The sequence below is a fragment of the Rubellimicrobium aerolatum genome (assembly GCF_017872975.1).
In the GTDB taxonomy this organism is placed as follows: Bacteria; Pseudomonadota; Alphaproteobacteria; order Rhodobacterales; family Rhodobacteraceae; genus Rubellimicrobium; species Rubellimicrobium aerolatum.
This window is the reverse complement of sequence record NZ_JAGGJP010000016.1, coordinates 23,655-37,188: the sequence shown is the minus strand read 5'-3', so window position 1 is coordinate 37,188 and position 13,534 is coordinate 23,655. Positions and strand designations below refer to the sequence as shown.

General features: G+C 73.3%; 14 protein-coding genes. 13 read left to right on the top strand and 1 reads right to left on the bottom strand.

Annotation, left to right across the window (positions count from 1 at the left end; genetic code table 11):
* The first annotated feature begins 158 nt into the window (after positions 1–158).
* From J2Z33_RS14830 to J2Z33_RS14800, 7 genes are all read left to right on the top strand, one after another.
* Entirely contained in the window at positions 159–857 is a 699-nt protein-coding gene (locus J2Z33_RS14830; protein WP_209842451.1) for a phosphatase PAP2 family protein, read from the top strand.
* A 106-nt stretch (positions 858–963) separates the two neighbouring features.
* On the top strand, positions 964–1,338 hold the full coding sequence (locus J2Z33_RS14825; protein ID WP_209842449.1) for a nuclear transport factor 2 family protein: 375 nt from the start codon (positions 964–966) through the stop codon (positions 1,336–1,338).
* A 146-nt stretch (positions 1,339–1,484) separates the two neighbouring features.
* Complete coding sequence (dprA, locus tag J2Z33_RS14820) at positions 1,485–2,663, top strand: DNA-processing protein DprA (protein ID WP_209842447.1); 1,179 nt, start codon at positions 1,485–1,487, stop codon at positions 2,661–2,663.
* 194 nt (positions 2,664–2,857) lie between these two features.
* Positions 2,858–5,611: a type I DNA topoisomerase gene (topA, locus tag J2Z33_RS14815; protein WP_209842445.1), complete on the top strand. Its 2,754-nt coding sequence runs from the start codon at positions 2,858–2,860 to the stop codon at positions 5,609–5,611.
* A 70-nt stretch (positions 5,612–5,681) separates the two neighbouring features.
* Positions 5,682–6,422 (top strand): CoA transferase subunit A, encoded by a 741-nt coding sequence (locus tag J2Z33_RS14810; RefSeq protein WP_209842443.1) that lies wholly within the window; start codon positions 5,682–5,684, stop codon positions 6,420–6,422.
* Between the two features lie 68 nt (positions 6,423–6,490).
* A complete protein-coding gene (locus J2Z33_RS14805) occupies positions 6,491–7,135 on the top strand; it encodes a 3-oxoacid CoA-transferase subunit B (RefSeq protein WP_209842441.1) in 645 nt (214 codons plus the stop codon).
* Positions 7,128–7,412 carry a GNAT family N-acetyltransferase gene (locus J2Z33_RS14800; protein ID WP_209842439.1) on the top strand — a complete coding sequence of 95 codons (285 nt, stop codon included), beginning with the start codon at positions 7,128–7,130 and terminating at the stop codon, positions 7,410–7,412. Before J2Z33_RS14805 ends, J2Z33_RS14800 begins: the two co-directional genes overlap by 8 nt.
* Positions 7,413–7,503: 91 nt before the next feature.
* Here J2Z33_RS14800 and J2Z33_RS14795 read toward each other — a convergent pair whose 3' ends face one another.
* Positions 7,504–8,286 carry a lytic transglycosylase domain-containing protein gene (locus tag J2Z33_RS14795; protein ID WP_209842529.1) on the bottom strand — a complete coding sequence of 261 codons (783 nt, stop codon included), beginning with the start codon at positions 8,284–8,286 and terminating at the stop codon, positions 7,504–7,506.
* Between the two features lie 358 nt (positions 8,287–8,644).
* Here J2Z33_RS14795 and J2Z33_RS14790 point away from each other — a divergent pair, with 358 nt between their 5' ends.
* The 6 genes from J2Z33_RS14790 (at position 8,645) to J2Z33_RS14765 (ending at position 13,520) form a co-directional block, all read left to right on the top strand.
* Positions 8,645–8,872: a hypothetical protein gene (locus tag J2Z33_RS14790; RefSeq protein ID WP_209842437.1), complete on the top strand. Its 228-nt coding sequence runs from the start codon at positions 8,645–8,647 to the stop codon at positions 8,870–8,872.
* A complete protein-coding gene (locus J2Z33_RS14785; protein ID WP_209842533.1) occupies positions 8,865–9,107 on the top strand; it encodes a hypothetical protein in 243 nt (80 codons plus the stop codon). Before J2Z33_RS14790 ends, J2Z33_RS14785 begins: the two co-directional genes overlap by 8 nt.
* Positions 9,108–9,142: 35 nt before the next feature.
* Entirely contained in the window at positions 9,143–9,997 is an 855-nt protein-coding gene (gene cpaB / locus J2Z33_RS14780) for a Flp pilus assembly protein CpaB (protein WP_209842435.1), read from the top strand.
* 140 nt (positions 9,998–10,137) lie between these two features.
* Positions 10,138–11,514, top strand: a complete 1,377-nt coding sequence (locus tag J2Z33_RS14775; RefSeq protein WP_209842433.1) for a type II and III secretion system protein family protein — start codon at positions 10,138–10,140, stop codon at positions 11,512–11,514.
* Positions 11,515–11,516: 2 nt separating this feature from the next.
* Positions 11,517–12,161: an OmpA family protein gene (locus J2Z33_RS14770; protein ID WP_209842432.1), complete on the top strand. Its 645-nt coding sequence runs from the start codon at positions 11,517–11,519 to the stop codon at positions 12,159–12,161.
* A gap of 153 nt (positions 12,162–12,314) precedes the next feature.
* Positions 12,315–13,520: a CpaE/TadZ family protein gene (locus tag J2Z33_RS14765; RefSeq protein WP_209842430.1), complete on the top strand. Its 1,206-nt coding sequence runs from the start codon at positions 12,315–12,317 to the stop codon at positions 13,518–13,520.
* Positions 13,521–13,534: the final 14 nt, after the last annotated feature.

Genomic DNA, 13,534 nt, shown 5'->3' with positions numbered 1-13,534 from the left:
GCGTCCGGCGAGGCCGCGCCAGTGCGCCCAGCGGAAGGGCCCGGGCTCGTCCGACTGGCCATACGGCGGCAGGCCCGGTGGAAGCGCCCTGACCTGCCGGGCCTTGCGCGCGGCCGTCGTCGCCCCAACCTGAAAGAGGCCAGCCGCCCGGAGCCGCCATGCCGCCCCTCCTCGCCCGTGTCGAAGCCAGGACCCTCCTCGCCTTCCTCCTCGTCGCGGGCTCGCTGTGGGGCTTCGCCGCGCTGGCCGAGGAGGTGATGGAGGGCGACACGCATCGGCTCGACGCGCGCCTCCTGCTGGCGCTGCGCGACCCGGCCGACCCGGGCCGCGCGCTCGGGCCGCCGGCGCTCCGGACCGCCATGCGCGACGTCACGGCCCTGGGCGGCGCGACCGTGCTCCTGTCGCTGACGGCCGCCCTCATGGCCGCGCTGGCGATCCGCCGGCAGCCGCGCTCGGCGCTCTTCCTCGGGGTCGTGGTCGCCGGCGGGCAGGCGCTATCCCACGGCACAAAGGCGATCTTCGACCGCCCCCGCCCCGACCTCTTGCCCCACGCGACCGAGACCTTCGCGGCCTCCTTTCCCTCGGGCCACTCGATGATGGCCGCCGCGACCTGGCTCACCCTTGCCATGATGCTCGCGCGATCCGAGCCGCAGCGGCGCATGAAGGCCTTCCTGATCGTCCTCGCGGCCCTCGTCACCGTGGCCGTGGGCGTGTCGCGCGTCTATCTCGGCGTCCACTGGCCGACCGACGTGCTGGCGGGCTGGACGCTGGGCACGGCCTGGGCGCTCCTCTGCTTCCTCCTGGCCCGCTGGCTCTCGCTTCGCGGTGGCATCGAGCCCGAGCGCGGCGGCCCGTGAAGGGGCCCGTGACGGGGCCCGTGACGGGGCCCGTGACGGGGCCCGTGACGGGAACCCGACCCGCGCCCCGCGCCTTCTGCGGAGAGCAACAGCAGGAGACACTCCGATGCCCGGCATGGCGCAGACCTTCGCGAACGCCCTCCAAGAAACGGAGGAGTCGCGCGACCCCGAGCCGCTCGTGCGGCTCTTCGCCGAGGACGCGGAGCTTCGGAACCTCGCCATCGCCCACCAGGGAATCGACGGCGCGCGCCAGTTCTGGGAGACCTACCTCCACCAGTTCGAGAGCATCCGGTCCGAGTTCAGCCACCTTATCGAATCGGAGGGGCAGGCGGCGCTGGTCTGGACCTCGGACGGGACGATGAAGGATGGCCGCCCGATCAGCTACCGGGGGGTGAGCGTGATCGAGTTCGCCGAGGGGAAGGTGCGGCGCTTCGAGACGATCTACGATTCGGCCGCCTTTGTCCGGCCCGAGGCGGGCTGAGGGTCGGCGGCGCACCTCTGTCGCGGGATGAGGACGGCGCGGCCCCGGGTGAGTTGACAGCTGTCAACTTTCGGGACGCCGGGGCCGTTCACCACCTGTTAACCTTCCTGCGTTAAGACTGATTCTCGTAGCAGGCGAGGTTCAGGATGGTCGGGGATACTTCCGCTCACCCCCCACTCCCACCCACCCAGGAAGACGACCGGCTGGACTGGCTTCGCCTGCTGCGCTCCCGCCGCGTCGGGATCGTGACCTTCATGCGCCTCCTGCGCGAGCACGGGACCGCCCGCGCCGCGCTGGCCGCGCTTCCCGCCATCGCCCGCGCCGCCGGGGTGGAGGATTACGCCCCTTGTCCCGAAGGGGTGGCCCTCGCCGAATACCGCGCGGGCCTCGCACGGGGGGCGCGGCTCCTCCTGCGAGGCGAGGCCGCCTATCCGCCGCTCCTGGCGCTCCTGCCCGACGCGCCGCCGCTGCTCTGGGCGCTGGGCGACCTCACGCTCGCCGCCCGGCCGATGGTCGCGCTGGTCGGCGCGCGCAACGCCTCGTCGCTGGGTCTGCGGATGGCCCGCCAACTCGCCGAAGGCCTGGGCGGGGCGGGGTTCGTGGTGGTCTCGGGCCTCGCGCGCGGGATCGACACGGCGGCCCACCGCGCGGCGCTCCCCACCGGAACGGTGGCGGTGATGGCCGGCGGCGTCGATCACGTCTATCCGCCCGAAAACGCGGACCTCGCCGACGAGATCGCCCGGCGCGGCCTCCGCCTGTCGGAGCATCCGATCGGCCTGGAGCCGCAGGCCCGCCACTTCCCGGCCCGCAACCGCATCGTCTCGGGCCTCTGCCACGGCGTCGTGGTGGTGGAGGCGGCGGAGCGGTCCGGCACCCTCATCACCGCCCGCGCCTGCGCCGACCAGGGCCGCGAGGTGCTGGCCGTGCCGGGGCATCCGATGGACCCCCGCGCGGCAGGCTGCAACCTGCTGATCCGCGACGGCGCGACGCTCGTCCGCTCGGCCGAGGATGTGGTGGAGGCGCTGGGCCCGTCCCTCGACGGCTCGCGCCCGCTGGCTGCGCCTCGGGCCGCTTCGGAGACCGGGAGCGCGCGCCGCGAACGCACCCCAAGCGCGCCGGCCTCACGCCCTGCCCCGGTCGCATCGCCCTCGGACGACCTGCGCGCCCGCATCCTCGACCGGCTCGGCCCCTCGCCCCTGGCCGAGGATCAGCTCATCCGCGACCTGGGCGGCAGCGTGGCGGCCCTGGCGCCCACGCTGACCGACCTGGAGATCGACGGCCTGATCATCCGCCAGCCCGGGGGTCTGCTGGCTCTCGCGGCCTGAGGAGATGCCGGACGGGACCGGCCTCCGTTCCGACCATGCGTCCACTCCGACGATGATGGCTTAGCGGCCGACCCCAAGCGCCCATCCGACTCTCACGCCACCTCGCCCGACGCCTCCCGGTTGCGGACCGCCGCATTGACAAGCCTCCCGTCGCACCCACATACCGCCCCCGCCCCAAGCCCGGAGTTCCCCAGATGCCCGTCGTCGTCGTCGAATCCCCGGCCAAGGCCAAGACCATCAACGGCTATCTCGGCCCGGACTACATTGTCCTAGCGAGCTTCGGGCACGTCCGCGACCTGCCGGCCAAGGATGGCTCGGTGGACCCCGACCACGACTTCGCCATGGAATGGGAGGTCGCGCCCGAGTCGCGCAAGCACCTCAAGGCCATCGCCGACGCGCTCAAGGACGACCCGAACCTGATCCTCGCCACCGACCCCGACCGCGAGGGCGAGGCGATCTCGTGGCACCTGACCGAGGCTCTGCGCGACCGCAAGGCGATCAAGGCGGCGACCCAGGTCAGCCGCGTCACCTTCAACGCCATCACCAAGACGGCGGTGGCCGAGGCGATGAAGCACCCCCGGCAGGTGGACGCGCCGCTGGTGGACGCCTACCTCGCGCGCCGGGCGCTCGACTACCTCGTGGGGTTCAACCTGAGCCCCGTGCTGTGGCGCAAGCTGCCGGGGGCGAAGTCGGCGGGGCGGGTGCAGTCGGTCTGCCTGCGGCTGATCGTCGAGCGGGAGATGGAGATCGAGGCCTTCCGCGCCCAGGAATACTGGACCGTCGAGGCGGTGCTGAAGACGCCGCGCGGGCGGGAGTTCGCGGCCCGGCTGGTGAGCCTCGGGGGCAAGAGGCTCGACAAGTTCGACCTCAAGACCGCCGCCGACGCCGAGCTGGCCGTGGCGGCGGTGAACCACCGCGACCTGTCGGTGACGAGCGTCGAGGCCAAGCCCGCGAGCCGCCACCCCTCGGCGCCCTTCATGACCTCCACGCTCCAGCAGGAGGCGTCGCGGAAGTTCGGCCTGGGCGCCAAGGCGACTATGAGCGCGGCCCAGCGGCTCTACGAGGCCGGGCACATCACCTACATGCGAACGGACGGCATCGATATGGCGCCCGAGGCGGTCATGGCGGCGCGCGACGCCATCAAGGACCGCTTCGGGGCGGACTACCTGCCCAAGTCGCCCCGGATGTACAAGAACAAGGCCAAGAACGCCCAGGAGGCGCACGAGTGCATCCGGCCCACCGACATGAGCCGCGACGCCGCGTCCCTGCGGATCACCGACGCCGACCAGCGCCGGATCTATGACCTGATCTGGAAGCGGACGCTGGCGAGCCAGATGTCCGAGGCGCGGTTCGAGCGGACCACCGTCGAGATCGGCAGCGCGGACGGGCAGGTGGGCCTGCGCGCCTCGGGTCAGGTGGTGCTGTTCGACGGGTTCATGCGAGTCTATACCGAGGGGCGCGACGACGTGGCCGCGCCCGCCCCGGACGCGGAGGACGAGGACGACGCGCGGCTGCCGCAGATGGCGGCGGGCGACCGCACGGACAAGGTGGGCGTCACGCCCGATCAGCACTTCACCCAGCCGCCGCCGCGCTACACCGAGGCGACGCTGGTGAAGCGCATGGAGGAGCTGGGCATCGGGCGGCCCTCGACCTACGCCTCGATCGTCACGACGATCCAGGACCGGGAGTATGTGCGGAAGGAGAACGGGCGGCTGATCCCCGAGGACAAGGGGCGGCTGGTGACGGCGTTCCTGTCCAACTACTTCCGCCGCTACGTGGAGTACGACTTCACGGCGGGGCTGGAGGACCAGCTCGACGGGATCAGCGCCGGGGAGGCCGACTACAAGGACGTGCTGGCGCGGTTCTGGCGCGACTTCTCGGCCGCCATCGCCGAGACGTCGGAGCTGCGGATCGGCGAGGTGCTGGACAAGATCGACGAGGTGCTGGCCCCGCACCTTTATCCGCCGCGCGCCGACGGGGGCGACCCGCGCCTGTGCCCGACCTGCGGCAAGGGGCGGCTGTCGATGCGGACGGCGCGGACGGGCGGGGCCTTCATCGGCTGCTCGAACTATCCCGAGTGCCGGTTCACCCGGCCCTTCGGCCCGCCCTCCGAGGACGGCGAGGCCGCGTCGGGCGAGCGGCTGCTGGGGCATGACAACGGCGATCCGATCCATCTCAAGGACGGGCGCTTCGGCCCCTATGTCCAGCGCGGCGAGGCGACGACGGAGACCCCCAAGCCGCCGCGCGCCTCGCTGCCCAAGGGCTGGGCCGCGCAGGACATGGACCTGGAGAAGGCCCTGCGCCTCCTTGCGCTGCCCCGGCTGGTGGGGAGCCACCCCGAGGACGGCCAGCCCATCGAGGCCAGCATCGGCCGCTTCGGTCCCTACGTGAAGCATGGGTCCACCTATGCGAACCTCCCCGACGTGGCCGAGGTCTTCGAGATCGGCATGAACCGTGCCGTGGAGGTGCTGGCGCAGAAGGCCGCCGGGCGCGGCGCGGGCCGGGGCCGGGCGGCGGCGCAGCCGCTCCGCGCGCTGGGCGAGCATCCGGCGGGCGGCGAGGTTTCGGTGATGCCGGGGCGCTTCGGGCCCTATGTCAAATGGGGCAAGGTCAACGCCACCCTGCCCAAGGGGACCGAGCCCGAGACGGTCACTCTCGACGAGGCGGTGGCGCTGGTGGACGCCAAGGCGGGGAGCAAGGGCGGCCGCGCGAAGGCGGCCAAGCCCAAGGCCGCCGCGAAGCCCAAGGCGGAGGCCAAGCCGAAGACGGCGGCCGGGTCCAAGGCTGTCGCGAAGCCCAAGGCGGCGGCCAAGGCCCCGGCGAAGCCCAAGGCCGCCAAGCTCAAGGCGGAGGCCACGGCCACCAAGGCGAAGGCGGCGAAGCCGAAGGCCTCGGCCCGGACCACGGCGGACCCCGAGGCCTCGGCGGGCGACGTGCTGGAGGACTGACGCGGCTCTTTTCATCGCTGCGGCGCGGCGCTAACCTCCTCCGAAAGCGGAACGAGGGGGACGCGCCGTGATGACCAAGGTTTACCCGGACGCTCGTTCGGCGCTCGACGGGTTGCTCTTCGACGGGATGCTGATCGCCGCCGGTGGCTTCGGCCTGTGCGGCATTCCCGAGCTCCTGATCGCGGCCATCCGCGAGGCGGGGACGCGCGATCTGACAGTCGCTTCCAACAACGCCGGCGTTGACGGCTTCGGGCTGGGGGTTCTCCTGGAGAGCCGGCAGGTGCGCCGGATGATGTCGTCCTACGTGGGCGAGAACGCCGAGTTCATGCGGCAGTATCTCTCGGGCGAGCTGGAACTGGAGTTCAACCCGCAAGGCACGCTCGCCGAGCGGATGCGGGCGGGGGGCGCGGGGATCCCCGGCTTCTACACCCGCACGGGCGTGGGCACCGTGGTGGCCGAGGGCAAGCCGCACATGGACTTCGACGGCCAGACCTATGTCCTGGAGCGCGGCATCGTCGCCGATCTCGCCATCGTCAAGGCCTGGAAGGCGGACGAGACGGGCAACCTCGTGTTCCGCAAGACGGCGCGGAACTTCAACGTCCCCGCCGCGACCTGCGGGCGGGTGTGCGTGGCCGAGGTGGAGGAGATCGTACCGGCGGGGAGCCTCGACCCCGACGCCATCCACCTCCCCGGCATCTACGTCCACCGCCTGATCGCGGGCGCGCACGAGAAGCGCATCGAGCAGCGGACCGTGCGGGCGCGCCCCGAGGCGCGCTCGGACGACACCGCCGCCGCGGGCTCGGAGGTCTGAGCCGATGCGCGCCCGTTCGTTCGCCCAACCCCGTCCCCCTTCCCTCTCCGCCAAAGGAGCCTGACCCCATGCCCTGGGACCGCCACCAGATGGCCGCGCGCGCGGGCCAAGAGCTGCGCGACGGGATGTACGTCAACCTCGGCATCGGCATTCCGACGCTGGTGGCCAACCACATCCCCGCGGGCGTGCACGTCACGCTGCAAAGCGAGAACGGGATGCTCGGGATGGGGCCGTTTCCCTTCGAGGGCGAGGAGGACCCCGACCTCATCAACGCCGGCAAGCAGACCATCACGGAGCTGCCGCACTCGGCCTACTTCGACTCGGCCACCTCCTTTGCCATGATCCGGGGCGGCAAGATCGCCATGGCGATCCTGGGCGCCATGGAGGTCTCCGAGACGGGGGACCTCGCCAACTGGATGATCCCCGGCAAGCTCGTCAAGGGCATGGGCGGGGCCATGGACCTCGTGGCGGGCGTCGGCCGCGTGGTCGTGGTCATGGACCACACCAACAAGGCGGGCGAGAGCAAGGTGCTGAAGGCCTGCACCCTGCCGCTGACCGGCCAGGGCGTCGTGGACCGCATCATCACCAACCTGGGCGTCCTCGACGTCGTGGACGGTGGCCTGCGGATCGTGGAATGCGCGCCAGGTGTGAGCGAGGCGGAGATCCGAAAGGCCACGGAGGCCCGGATCGTGGACGAGGCACCCGTTGCCTGACGTCGAGCGCGAGGGCGACGGAACCCGGAGCCGCTACGTGATCCGCACCCCGGACGGGGACGCGGATCTGACGGTCCTGATCGCTGCGCCCGACCGCGTGGTTGCCGACCATACCTTCGTGCCCGAGGCTCTGCGCGGGGTGGGCCTCGCCGAACGGCTGCTCGACGCGCTCTTCGCGGACGCGCGGGAGCAGGGGTTCCGCATCGTGCCCGCCTGCGCCTTCGTCGCGGGACAGGCCCGCCGCCATCCCGAATGGGCCGAGCTCTTCACGGCCTAGGGCCGGCGCCGCCGTTCTCCCGATCGGGCGGGTTCGCGACGCAGCGGCCCCACCGAGCCGCACGGACCGACGCAGGGCGCCGCCGCCTCGCTCAGAGCGCGTCGGCCAGCGCCATGCAGCCCTTCGCGGCCGGATCGGGCGGCGTCCGGCAGAGCGCCGCCGCGAGGCTCCAGGCAGCCAGCACCTTCGGCACATAGGCCCGCGTCTCGGCATAGTCGGGCACGCCGCCGCTGTCCTCGACCGCACCCTCGCCGGCGTTGTAGGCGGCGAGCGCCAGGATCGGGTCGCCGCCGAAGCGGCCGAGCAGCCAGTCCAGGTAGGCCACGCCGCCATGGATGCTCTGGGCCGCGTGGAGGCGGTCCTCGACGCCGAAGCGCGCCGCCGTCGCCGGCATGAGCTGCATGAGCCCTGCCGCCCCGGCGCGCGACACCGCCTCGACCTGCCCGGCGCTCTCGACGGCGATGACGGCCAGGGCCAGGGCGGGCGGGACGCGGGTGCCCGCCGTCTCGCGCAGGATCGCGGGGCCATGATCCTCGGCGATCCGCCGGAGCGTCTCGGCCCGGGGGCCCCCGACCCCCTCGGCGGGCGCGCGGGCCAGGACCCGCAGCGCATCATCCAGGCGGCCGAGCCCGCCGTCGGCCAGGCGGGGCGAGACCGCGCCCCAGAACCAGCCGGCCTCCGGGCCGGGCCCGCCCCCCGCCACCGGCGCGGGTCCGGGCTCAGGTGACGGCGAGGCCCGGTTCGAGACGAGGCGCGGGGCGTTCGGGTCGATCTGGACGGTGATGCGCTGGGTCGCGCCGGGGGCGGGGACGCCCACCCGGCGGAAGGTGAAGTCCTCGGCCCGGCCCGGTCCCGCCAAGGCCAAGAGCAGCATCAACCCCGATGCCCAAGCCACTCTGGGCTCCGCTCCGGGGCGGCACCTCAACGATCGCTGCATCCCGCGTCCCTCGGTCGCCGACGGGGCTCGTGTGGCCCTCTCGCCTGCGGGCCAGGATGCCGCCTGGCCGGGCCCCGCGCCAGATCCGTCCCCATCGGACCGAGCGATTCCCGCTCGCCTGGAGCGGGGCGGCCACGCGTTCCGGGCTCGGGCGGCCGGGGCCGACGGGCGCCCGAGAAAGGTCCAATTATCGACAAGATTGGATGGTTCACTGCCTTTCATCGCCGACGAAGGAACGGGCCGGGCCATGCCAGCCCCGCGCGGCGCGAGGACCGGCTATTCCTGGAGAACCGCCATGATGGACTTCCTGCGAACCTTCTTCGACGACGAGGATGGCGCCGTGACCGTGGACTGGGTGGTGCTGACGGCGGCGATCGTGGGCCTGGGTATCCTTGTGCTGGGATCGGTGCGGGAAGGGGCCACGAACCTGTCCGACGACATCGAGAAGAGCCTGGAGGACACGAACGTCGATTCCCCCACGTCCACGACCCCGACGGACTCGACGTCGGACCCGGATGAGTGACCGTGACCGCCTGCCCGGTCGCGCCCGGAGCGGGACGACCAGGACGCCGAGCCTCGCGATTCGCCGGCTGGTCCGCCTGCTGCGCCGGGAGGACGGCGGCGCGAGCGTGGACTGGGTGGTGCTGACGGCGGCGCTGGCCAGCCTCGCGGCGGTGCTGGTGCTCGGGCTGCGCGACGCCGCCACCGATCCGGCCGACAGCATCGGGGCTTACCTGGAGCAGGTCGAGGTGGAGTAGCGCCCCGGCCGCGCGCCGGGAGAGGGAGGGAGCGGATGAAGGGCGTGTTCGCCGTCGTGCTCGTGGCCGGGATGGGCCTCGCGGGGACCGCCGCGCAGATGGTCCGCTCCGAGCTGCGCGCCCAGGCCGACGAGATCGCGCGGCAGCGCGCGGCGGCGGCTGAGGCCGTGCCGACCGTCGAGGTCTACGCCGTCGCCCGCGCGATGGCCTACGGCGAGACGCTGGGCCCGGACGACGTGCGGATGATCCGCTACGCCGAGGCCTTCCTGCCCGCCGGCGCCTTCCGCAACGAGGCGGAGCTGTTCCCTCTCGGCCCCGACGTGCCGCGCGTCGTCCTGCGACCGATGGAGCCCCAGGAGCCCGTGCTGGCCTCCAAGGTGACGGAGCCCGGCGCGGACGCGGGCCTGCCCCAGCGGCTGGCCCGAGGGATGCGCGCCTTCGCCATCCGCGTGGATGCCACCTCGGGCGTGTCGGGGTTCCTGCGGCCCGGCGACCGCGTGGACGTCTACTGGACGGGGGATGCGGGCCGGGCCGGACAGGTCACCCGGCTGATCGAGCCGGGAGTGCGGCTCGTGGCCATCGACCAGTCCTCGGACGACACCGCGACCCGCGTGGGCGTGGCCAGCAACGTCACCGTCGAGGCCACGCCGGGTCAGGTGGCCCGCCTCGCGCAGGCGCAGGCCACGGGGGACCTGTCGCTGTCGCTCGTGGGGCTGGCGGACGCGACCGCGGCGGCGGCGATCGAGGTGGACCAGCGCGCGCTCCTCGGGCTGGAGGCGCCCCGAGCCGTGCCCGACGCCCCGCCCGTCGCGCCTCCGCCCGTCTGCACCGTCCGCACCCGCAAGGCCAACGAGCTGAGCGAGGCGCGCGTCGCCTGCGGCGCGGGCTGAGGCGCCGCCATGGCGCCCCGCCCCCATGCCACGCGAATCATGGCTCAAGAGCACAACCTGCGCTTGCCAAGCCCGGCTCGGCCGCGCCATGGTGCCAGCCGGGACGCCCGGATGTCCTTCCATGTCGCGAGGCCGCCCGGATGACCCGATCCCGCCTCCTGCGGGCCGCGCTGGCCGGCCTGGCGCTCGTTTGCGCCTCTTCGGCCATCGGGCGGGCGCAAACCCTGACCGTGCTGACGGACGTGAACCGCCAGACGCTCGAGGTGCCGCTGAACCGGGCCGAGATCGTCGAATCCGACGTGCCCTTCACCGAGCTGTCGATCGCCAACCCCGGCATCGCCGACATCTCCTCGCTGACCGACCGGACGATCTATGTCCTGGGCAAGTCGCCGGGGCGGACGACGCTGACCATCCTCGGGGCCGAGGGGCGGCTCATCGCCAACGTCGAGGTGCAGGTCACCCCCGACATGGCCGAGTTCAAGGAGCGGCTCCAGCAGATCCTTCCCGGCCAGCGGATCGAGGTCCGCACCGCCGCCGACGGCATCGTCCTCTCCGGGACGGTGGACAGCGCCGCCGACCTCGACCGCGCGCTGGAGCTCGCGAACCGCTACGCCCCCGACCGGGTGTCGAACCTGCTGACGGTGGGGGGCACGCAGCAGGTCATGCTCCAGGTCCGCTTCGCGGAGATGCAGCGGTCGGTGTCGAAGTCGCTCTCCTCCTCGCTCGCCCTGGGCGGCTCGGGACAGCTCGGCTCGGGCAGACGCTCGCGCGAGGCGCTGTCGGGGCTGGCGCCGGTCCCCTCGGGCGACTCGGGCGCGGTGGTCTTCGGCTTCGGCGCGGGCGGGCTGGAAGTCGGGCTGCTGCTGGAGGCCTTGGAGGAGAAGGGCCTCGTCCGCACCCTGGCCGAGCCCAACCTCACCGCGCTGTCGGGGCAGGAGGCGCATTTCCTCGCAGGCGGCGAATACCCGGTGCCGGTGGCGCAGTCCGAAGGCAACATCAGCGTCGAATACAAGCCCTTCGGCGTGGAGCTGAACTTCACCCCCCGCGTGGTCGAGGGCGACCTCGTCAACCTCGACCTGCGGGCGGCGGTCTCCTCCATCGATCCGACCAACGGCGTGACGCAGGGCGGCTTCACCGTGGACGCCTTCCGCCGGCGCGAGACCTCGACCACCGTGGAGATGCGCGACGGCGAGAGCTTCGCCATCGCCGGCCTGCTGTCCGACGACTTCCGCGACATCAAGGGCCAGGTGCCCTGGCTGGGCGACATCCCGGTGCTGGGGGCGCTGTTCCGCTCCTCGGAATACGAGCGCAACCAGACCGAACTGGTCATCATCGTGACGCCCCACCTCGTGACGCCCACCAGGGGCGAAACGCTGGCCCTGCCCACCGACCGCGTGCGCCCGCCGTCCGAGACCGACCTGTTCCTGTTCGGGCGCGACTCGGCCCCGCGCTCGGGCGGAGCGGGCGAGGTGGCGCGGCAGGACTTCTCGGGCTCCTACGGCTACGTGATGGACTGACGATGCGCCGCCTGCTCCTCCTTCCCGCCGCCCTCGCCCTCCTGGGCTGCGCCCCCTCGCCCGAGGCGGGAGGCGGGATCGGCGGCCCCGGATTCGGCCAGGCCACGCGCAACAACGTGCTGGTGCAGTCGGGCGCCCTGCCCTACGCCGTCGCCTTGTCCGAGCGCTTTGCGGGCGCCGCCCCCACCACGATCACCTTCGCCTTCGACTCGGCCGATCTGGACGCGCCCGCCCGCGCCGCGCTGGCGCGGCAGGCCGCCTTCATCCGGCAGTTCCCCGAGGTGCGCTTCGCCGTCTATGGTCACACCGACCTCGTAGGGACCGACGCCTACAACCAGGCCTTGGGCCTGCGGCGGGCGCAGGCGGCGGTGGCCTTCCTCGTGGCGCAGGGGGTCCGGGCCGACCGGCTCCAGGCCCTCGTCTCGCGGGGGGAAACTCAGCCGCTGATCGCCACCCGCGCGCCCGAGCGCGCCAACCGCCGCACCGTCACGGACGTCACCGGCTTCGTGGACCGCGCCCCCCAGGTGCTCGACGGCAAGTATGCCGCCATCGTCTATCGCGATTATGTCCGGTCAGCCACCGGGGCGGCCCAGACGGGATCGCCGGCGGCGCTCGGCCCCGGCGCCAATCCCGGCCCGTCCGGCTGACCGTTTCGCGCTTCCACGCGAATACACCCTTCCGGCCCCATTCTCGTCACGTTTCCGCGCCATGACGGCGACCACGACCCGACCCCGGCCAGGATGGACGGGGCGGGGGCGCGCGTCCCGCCCGGGCGCGGCGCCGCCACCCAGGAGGCCGCGATGACGATCGAGCCGCAACCGCACGTCGCCTGCGCCATCAGCCGCGACCTGGGCCGGTTCGACCTCCTGTCCCGCGAGATGCGCCACGCTGCCGGCAACCGCTGGGCAAGCCTGGGCTTGGAGGAGGCGCAGGCCTTCCTCGCCGGCTCCGCCGCCGCGCGGCTCGACTTCGCCGCCGTCGCCATCGACCGCCGCGACGAGGACGACCTCGCCCCGGTCCTGGCCGCCGTCGCCGCCGCTCGCCGCCGGGGGGTCCGGGTGATCCTCGTCGCCGAGGACGCGAGCCCCGCCGCCCTTCACCGCCTCCTGCGCGAGGGCGCGGACGAGTTCATCCCCTACCCCCTCCCCGAGGGCGAGCTCCTGCGAGCCGCGACGCGCCCGCGCCCCGCCGCGCCGGAAGCCGAGCGGGCGGGCGTGGTCCTGCCCGTCCAGTCCCTCGCCGGGGGCGCGGGCGGCACCACCCTCGCAGTCAACCTCGCCTGGGAACTGGCGCTCCTGGACCCCTCGCCCCGCGTCTGCCTTCTCGACCTCGGGCTCCAGTTCGGCGCGGTCGCGACCTTCCTCGACCTGCCCCGTCGCGAGACGGTGCAGGACCTGCTGACCGAAACCGGCGGCCTCGACGCGGAGACGCTGCGGACCGCGCTCCAGACCTACGGCGGGCGGCTGGAAGTGCTGACCGCCCCCTTCGACCTCGCCCCTCTCGACCTGATCGGCCCGCGCGAGGTGGACCGCCTGCTGCGCGCCGCGCGGGCGGGCTTCGACTACGTGGTGGTGGACCTGCCCGGCGCCCTCACCGACTGGAGCGCGACCGTCCTCGCCGCCGCGCCCTTCGGGCTGGGGGTGCTGCGGCTCGACATGAGGTCGGCGCAGAACGTCCTGCGGCTGCGGCGGGCGCTCGCCTCCGCCGACCTCCCCTTCGAGAGGTTCCGCTGGGCGCTGAACCGCGCGCCGGGCTTCGCCGACCTCGCCGGCCGCTCGCGGCTGCGGCGCATGGCCGATTCGCTGGGCCTGTCCTTCGAGATCCTGCTCCCCGACGGCGGCCGTCCGGCGCAGGAGGCCGCCGACCAGGGCCTGCCGCTCGCCGAGGCCGCGCCGCGCAATGCGCTCCGCCGCGAGATCGCGCGCCTCGCCCGCTCGATCCACGAGACCGGCCGCGCCGAGGCCCCGCCCCTCCGCGCGCCCGTCCGTGCGCCCGTCCGCGCCTGACCCGGAACCCGTCC

Bases quoted from the DNA above. Each gene is read 5' to 3' on its own strand.
- J2Z33_RS14830 (WP_209842451.1), top strand. From the start codon at position 159: ATGCCGCCCCTCCTCGCCCGTGTCGAAGCCAGGACCCTCCTCGCCTTC.
- J2Z33_RS14825 (WP_209842449.1), top strand. From the start codon at position 964: ATGCCCGGCATGGCGCAGACCTTCGCGAACGCCCTCCAAGAAACGGAG.
- dprA (WP_209842447.1), top strand. From the start codon at position 1,485: ATGGTCGGGGATACTTCCGCTCACCCCCCACTCCCACCCACCCAGGAA.
- topA (WP_209842445.1), top strand. From the start codon at position 2,858: ATGCCCGTCGTCGTCGTCGAATCCCCGGCCAAGGCCAAGACCATCAAC.
- J2Z33_RS14810 (WP_209842443.1), top strand. From the start codon at position 5,682: ATGACCAAGGTTTACCCGGACGCTCGTTCGGCGCTCGACGGGTTGCTC.
- J2Z33_RS14805 (WP_209842441.1), top strand. From the start codon at position 6,491: ATGCCCTGGGACCGCCACCAGATGGCCGCGCGCGCGGGCCAAGAGCTG.
- J2Z33_RS14795 (WP_209842529.1), bottom strand. From the start codon at position 8,286: ATGCTGCTCTTGGCCTTGGCGGGACCGGGCCGGGCCGAGGACTTCACC.
- J2Z33_RS14790 (WP_209842437.1), top strand. From the start codon at position 8,645: ATGATGGACTTCCTGCGAACCTTCTTCGACGACGAGGATGGCGCCGTG.
- J2Z33_RS14785 (WP_209842533.1), top strand. From the start codon at position 8,865: ATGAGTGACCGTGACCGCCTGCCCGGTCGCGCCCGGAGCGGGACGACC.
- cpaB (WP_209842435.1), top strand. From the start codon at position 9,143: ATGAAGGGCGTGTTCGCCGTCGTGCTCGTGGCCGGGATGGGCCTCGCG.
- J2Z33_RS14775 (WP_209842433.1), top strand. From the start codon at position 10,138: ATGACCCGATCCCGCCTCCTGCGGGCCGCGCTGGCCGGCCTGGCGCTC.
- J2Z33_RS14770 (WP_209842432.1), top strand. From the start codon at position 11,517: ATGCGCCGCCTGCTCCTCCTTCCCGCCGCCCTCGCCCTCCTGGGCTGC.
- J2Z33_RS14765 (WP_209842430.1), top strand. From the start codon at position 12,315: ATGACGATCGAGCCGCAACCGCACGTCGCCTGCGCCATCAGCCGCGAC.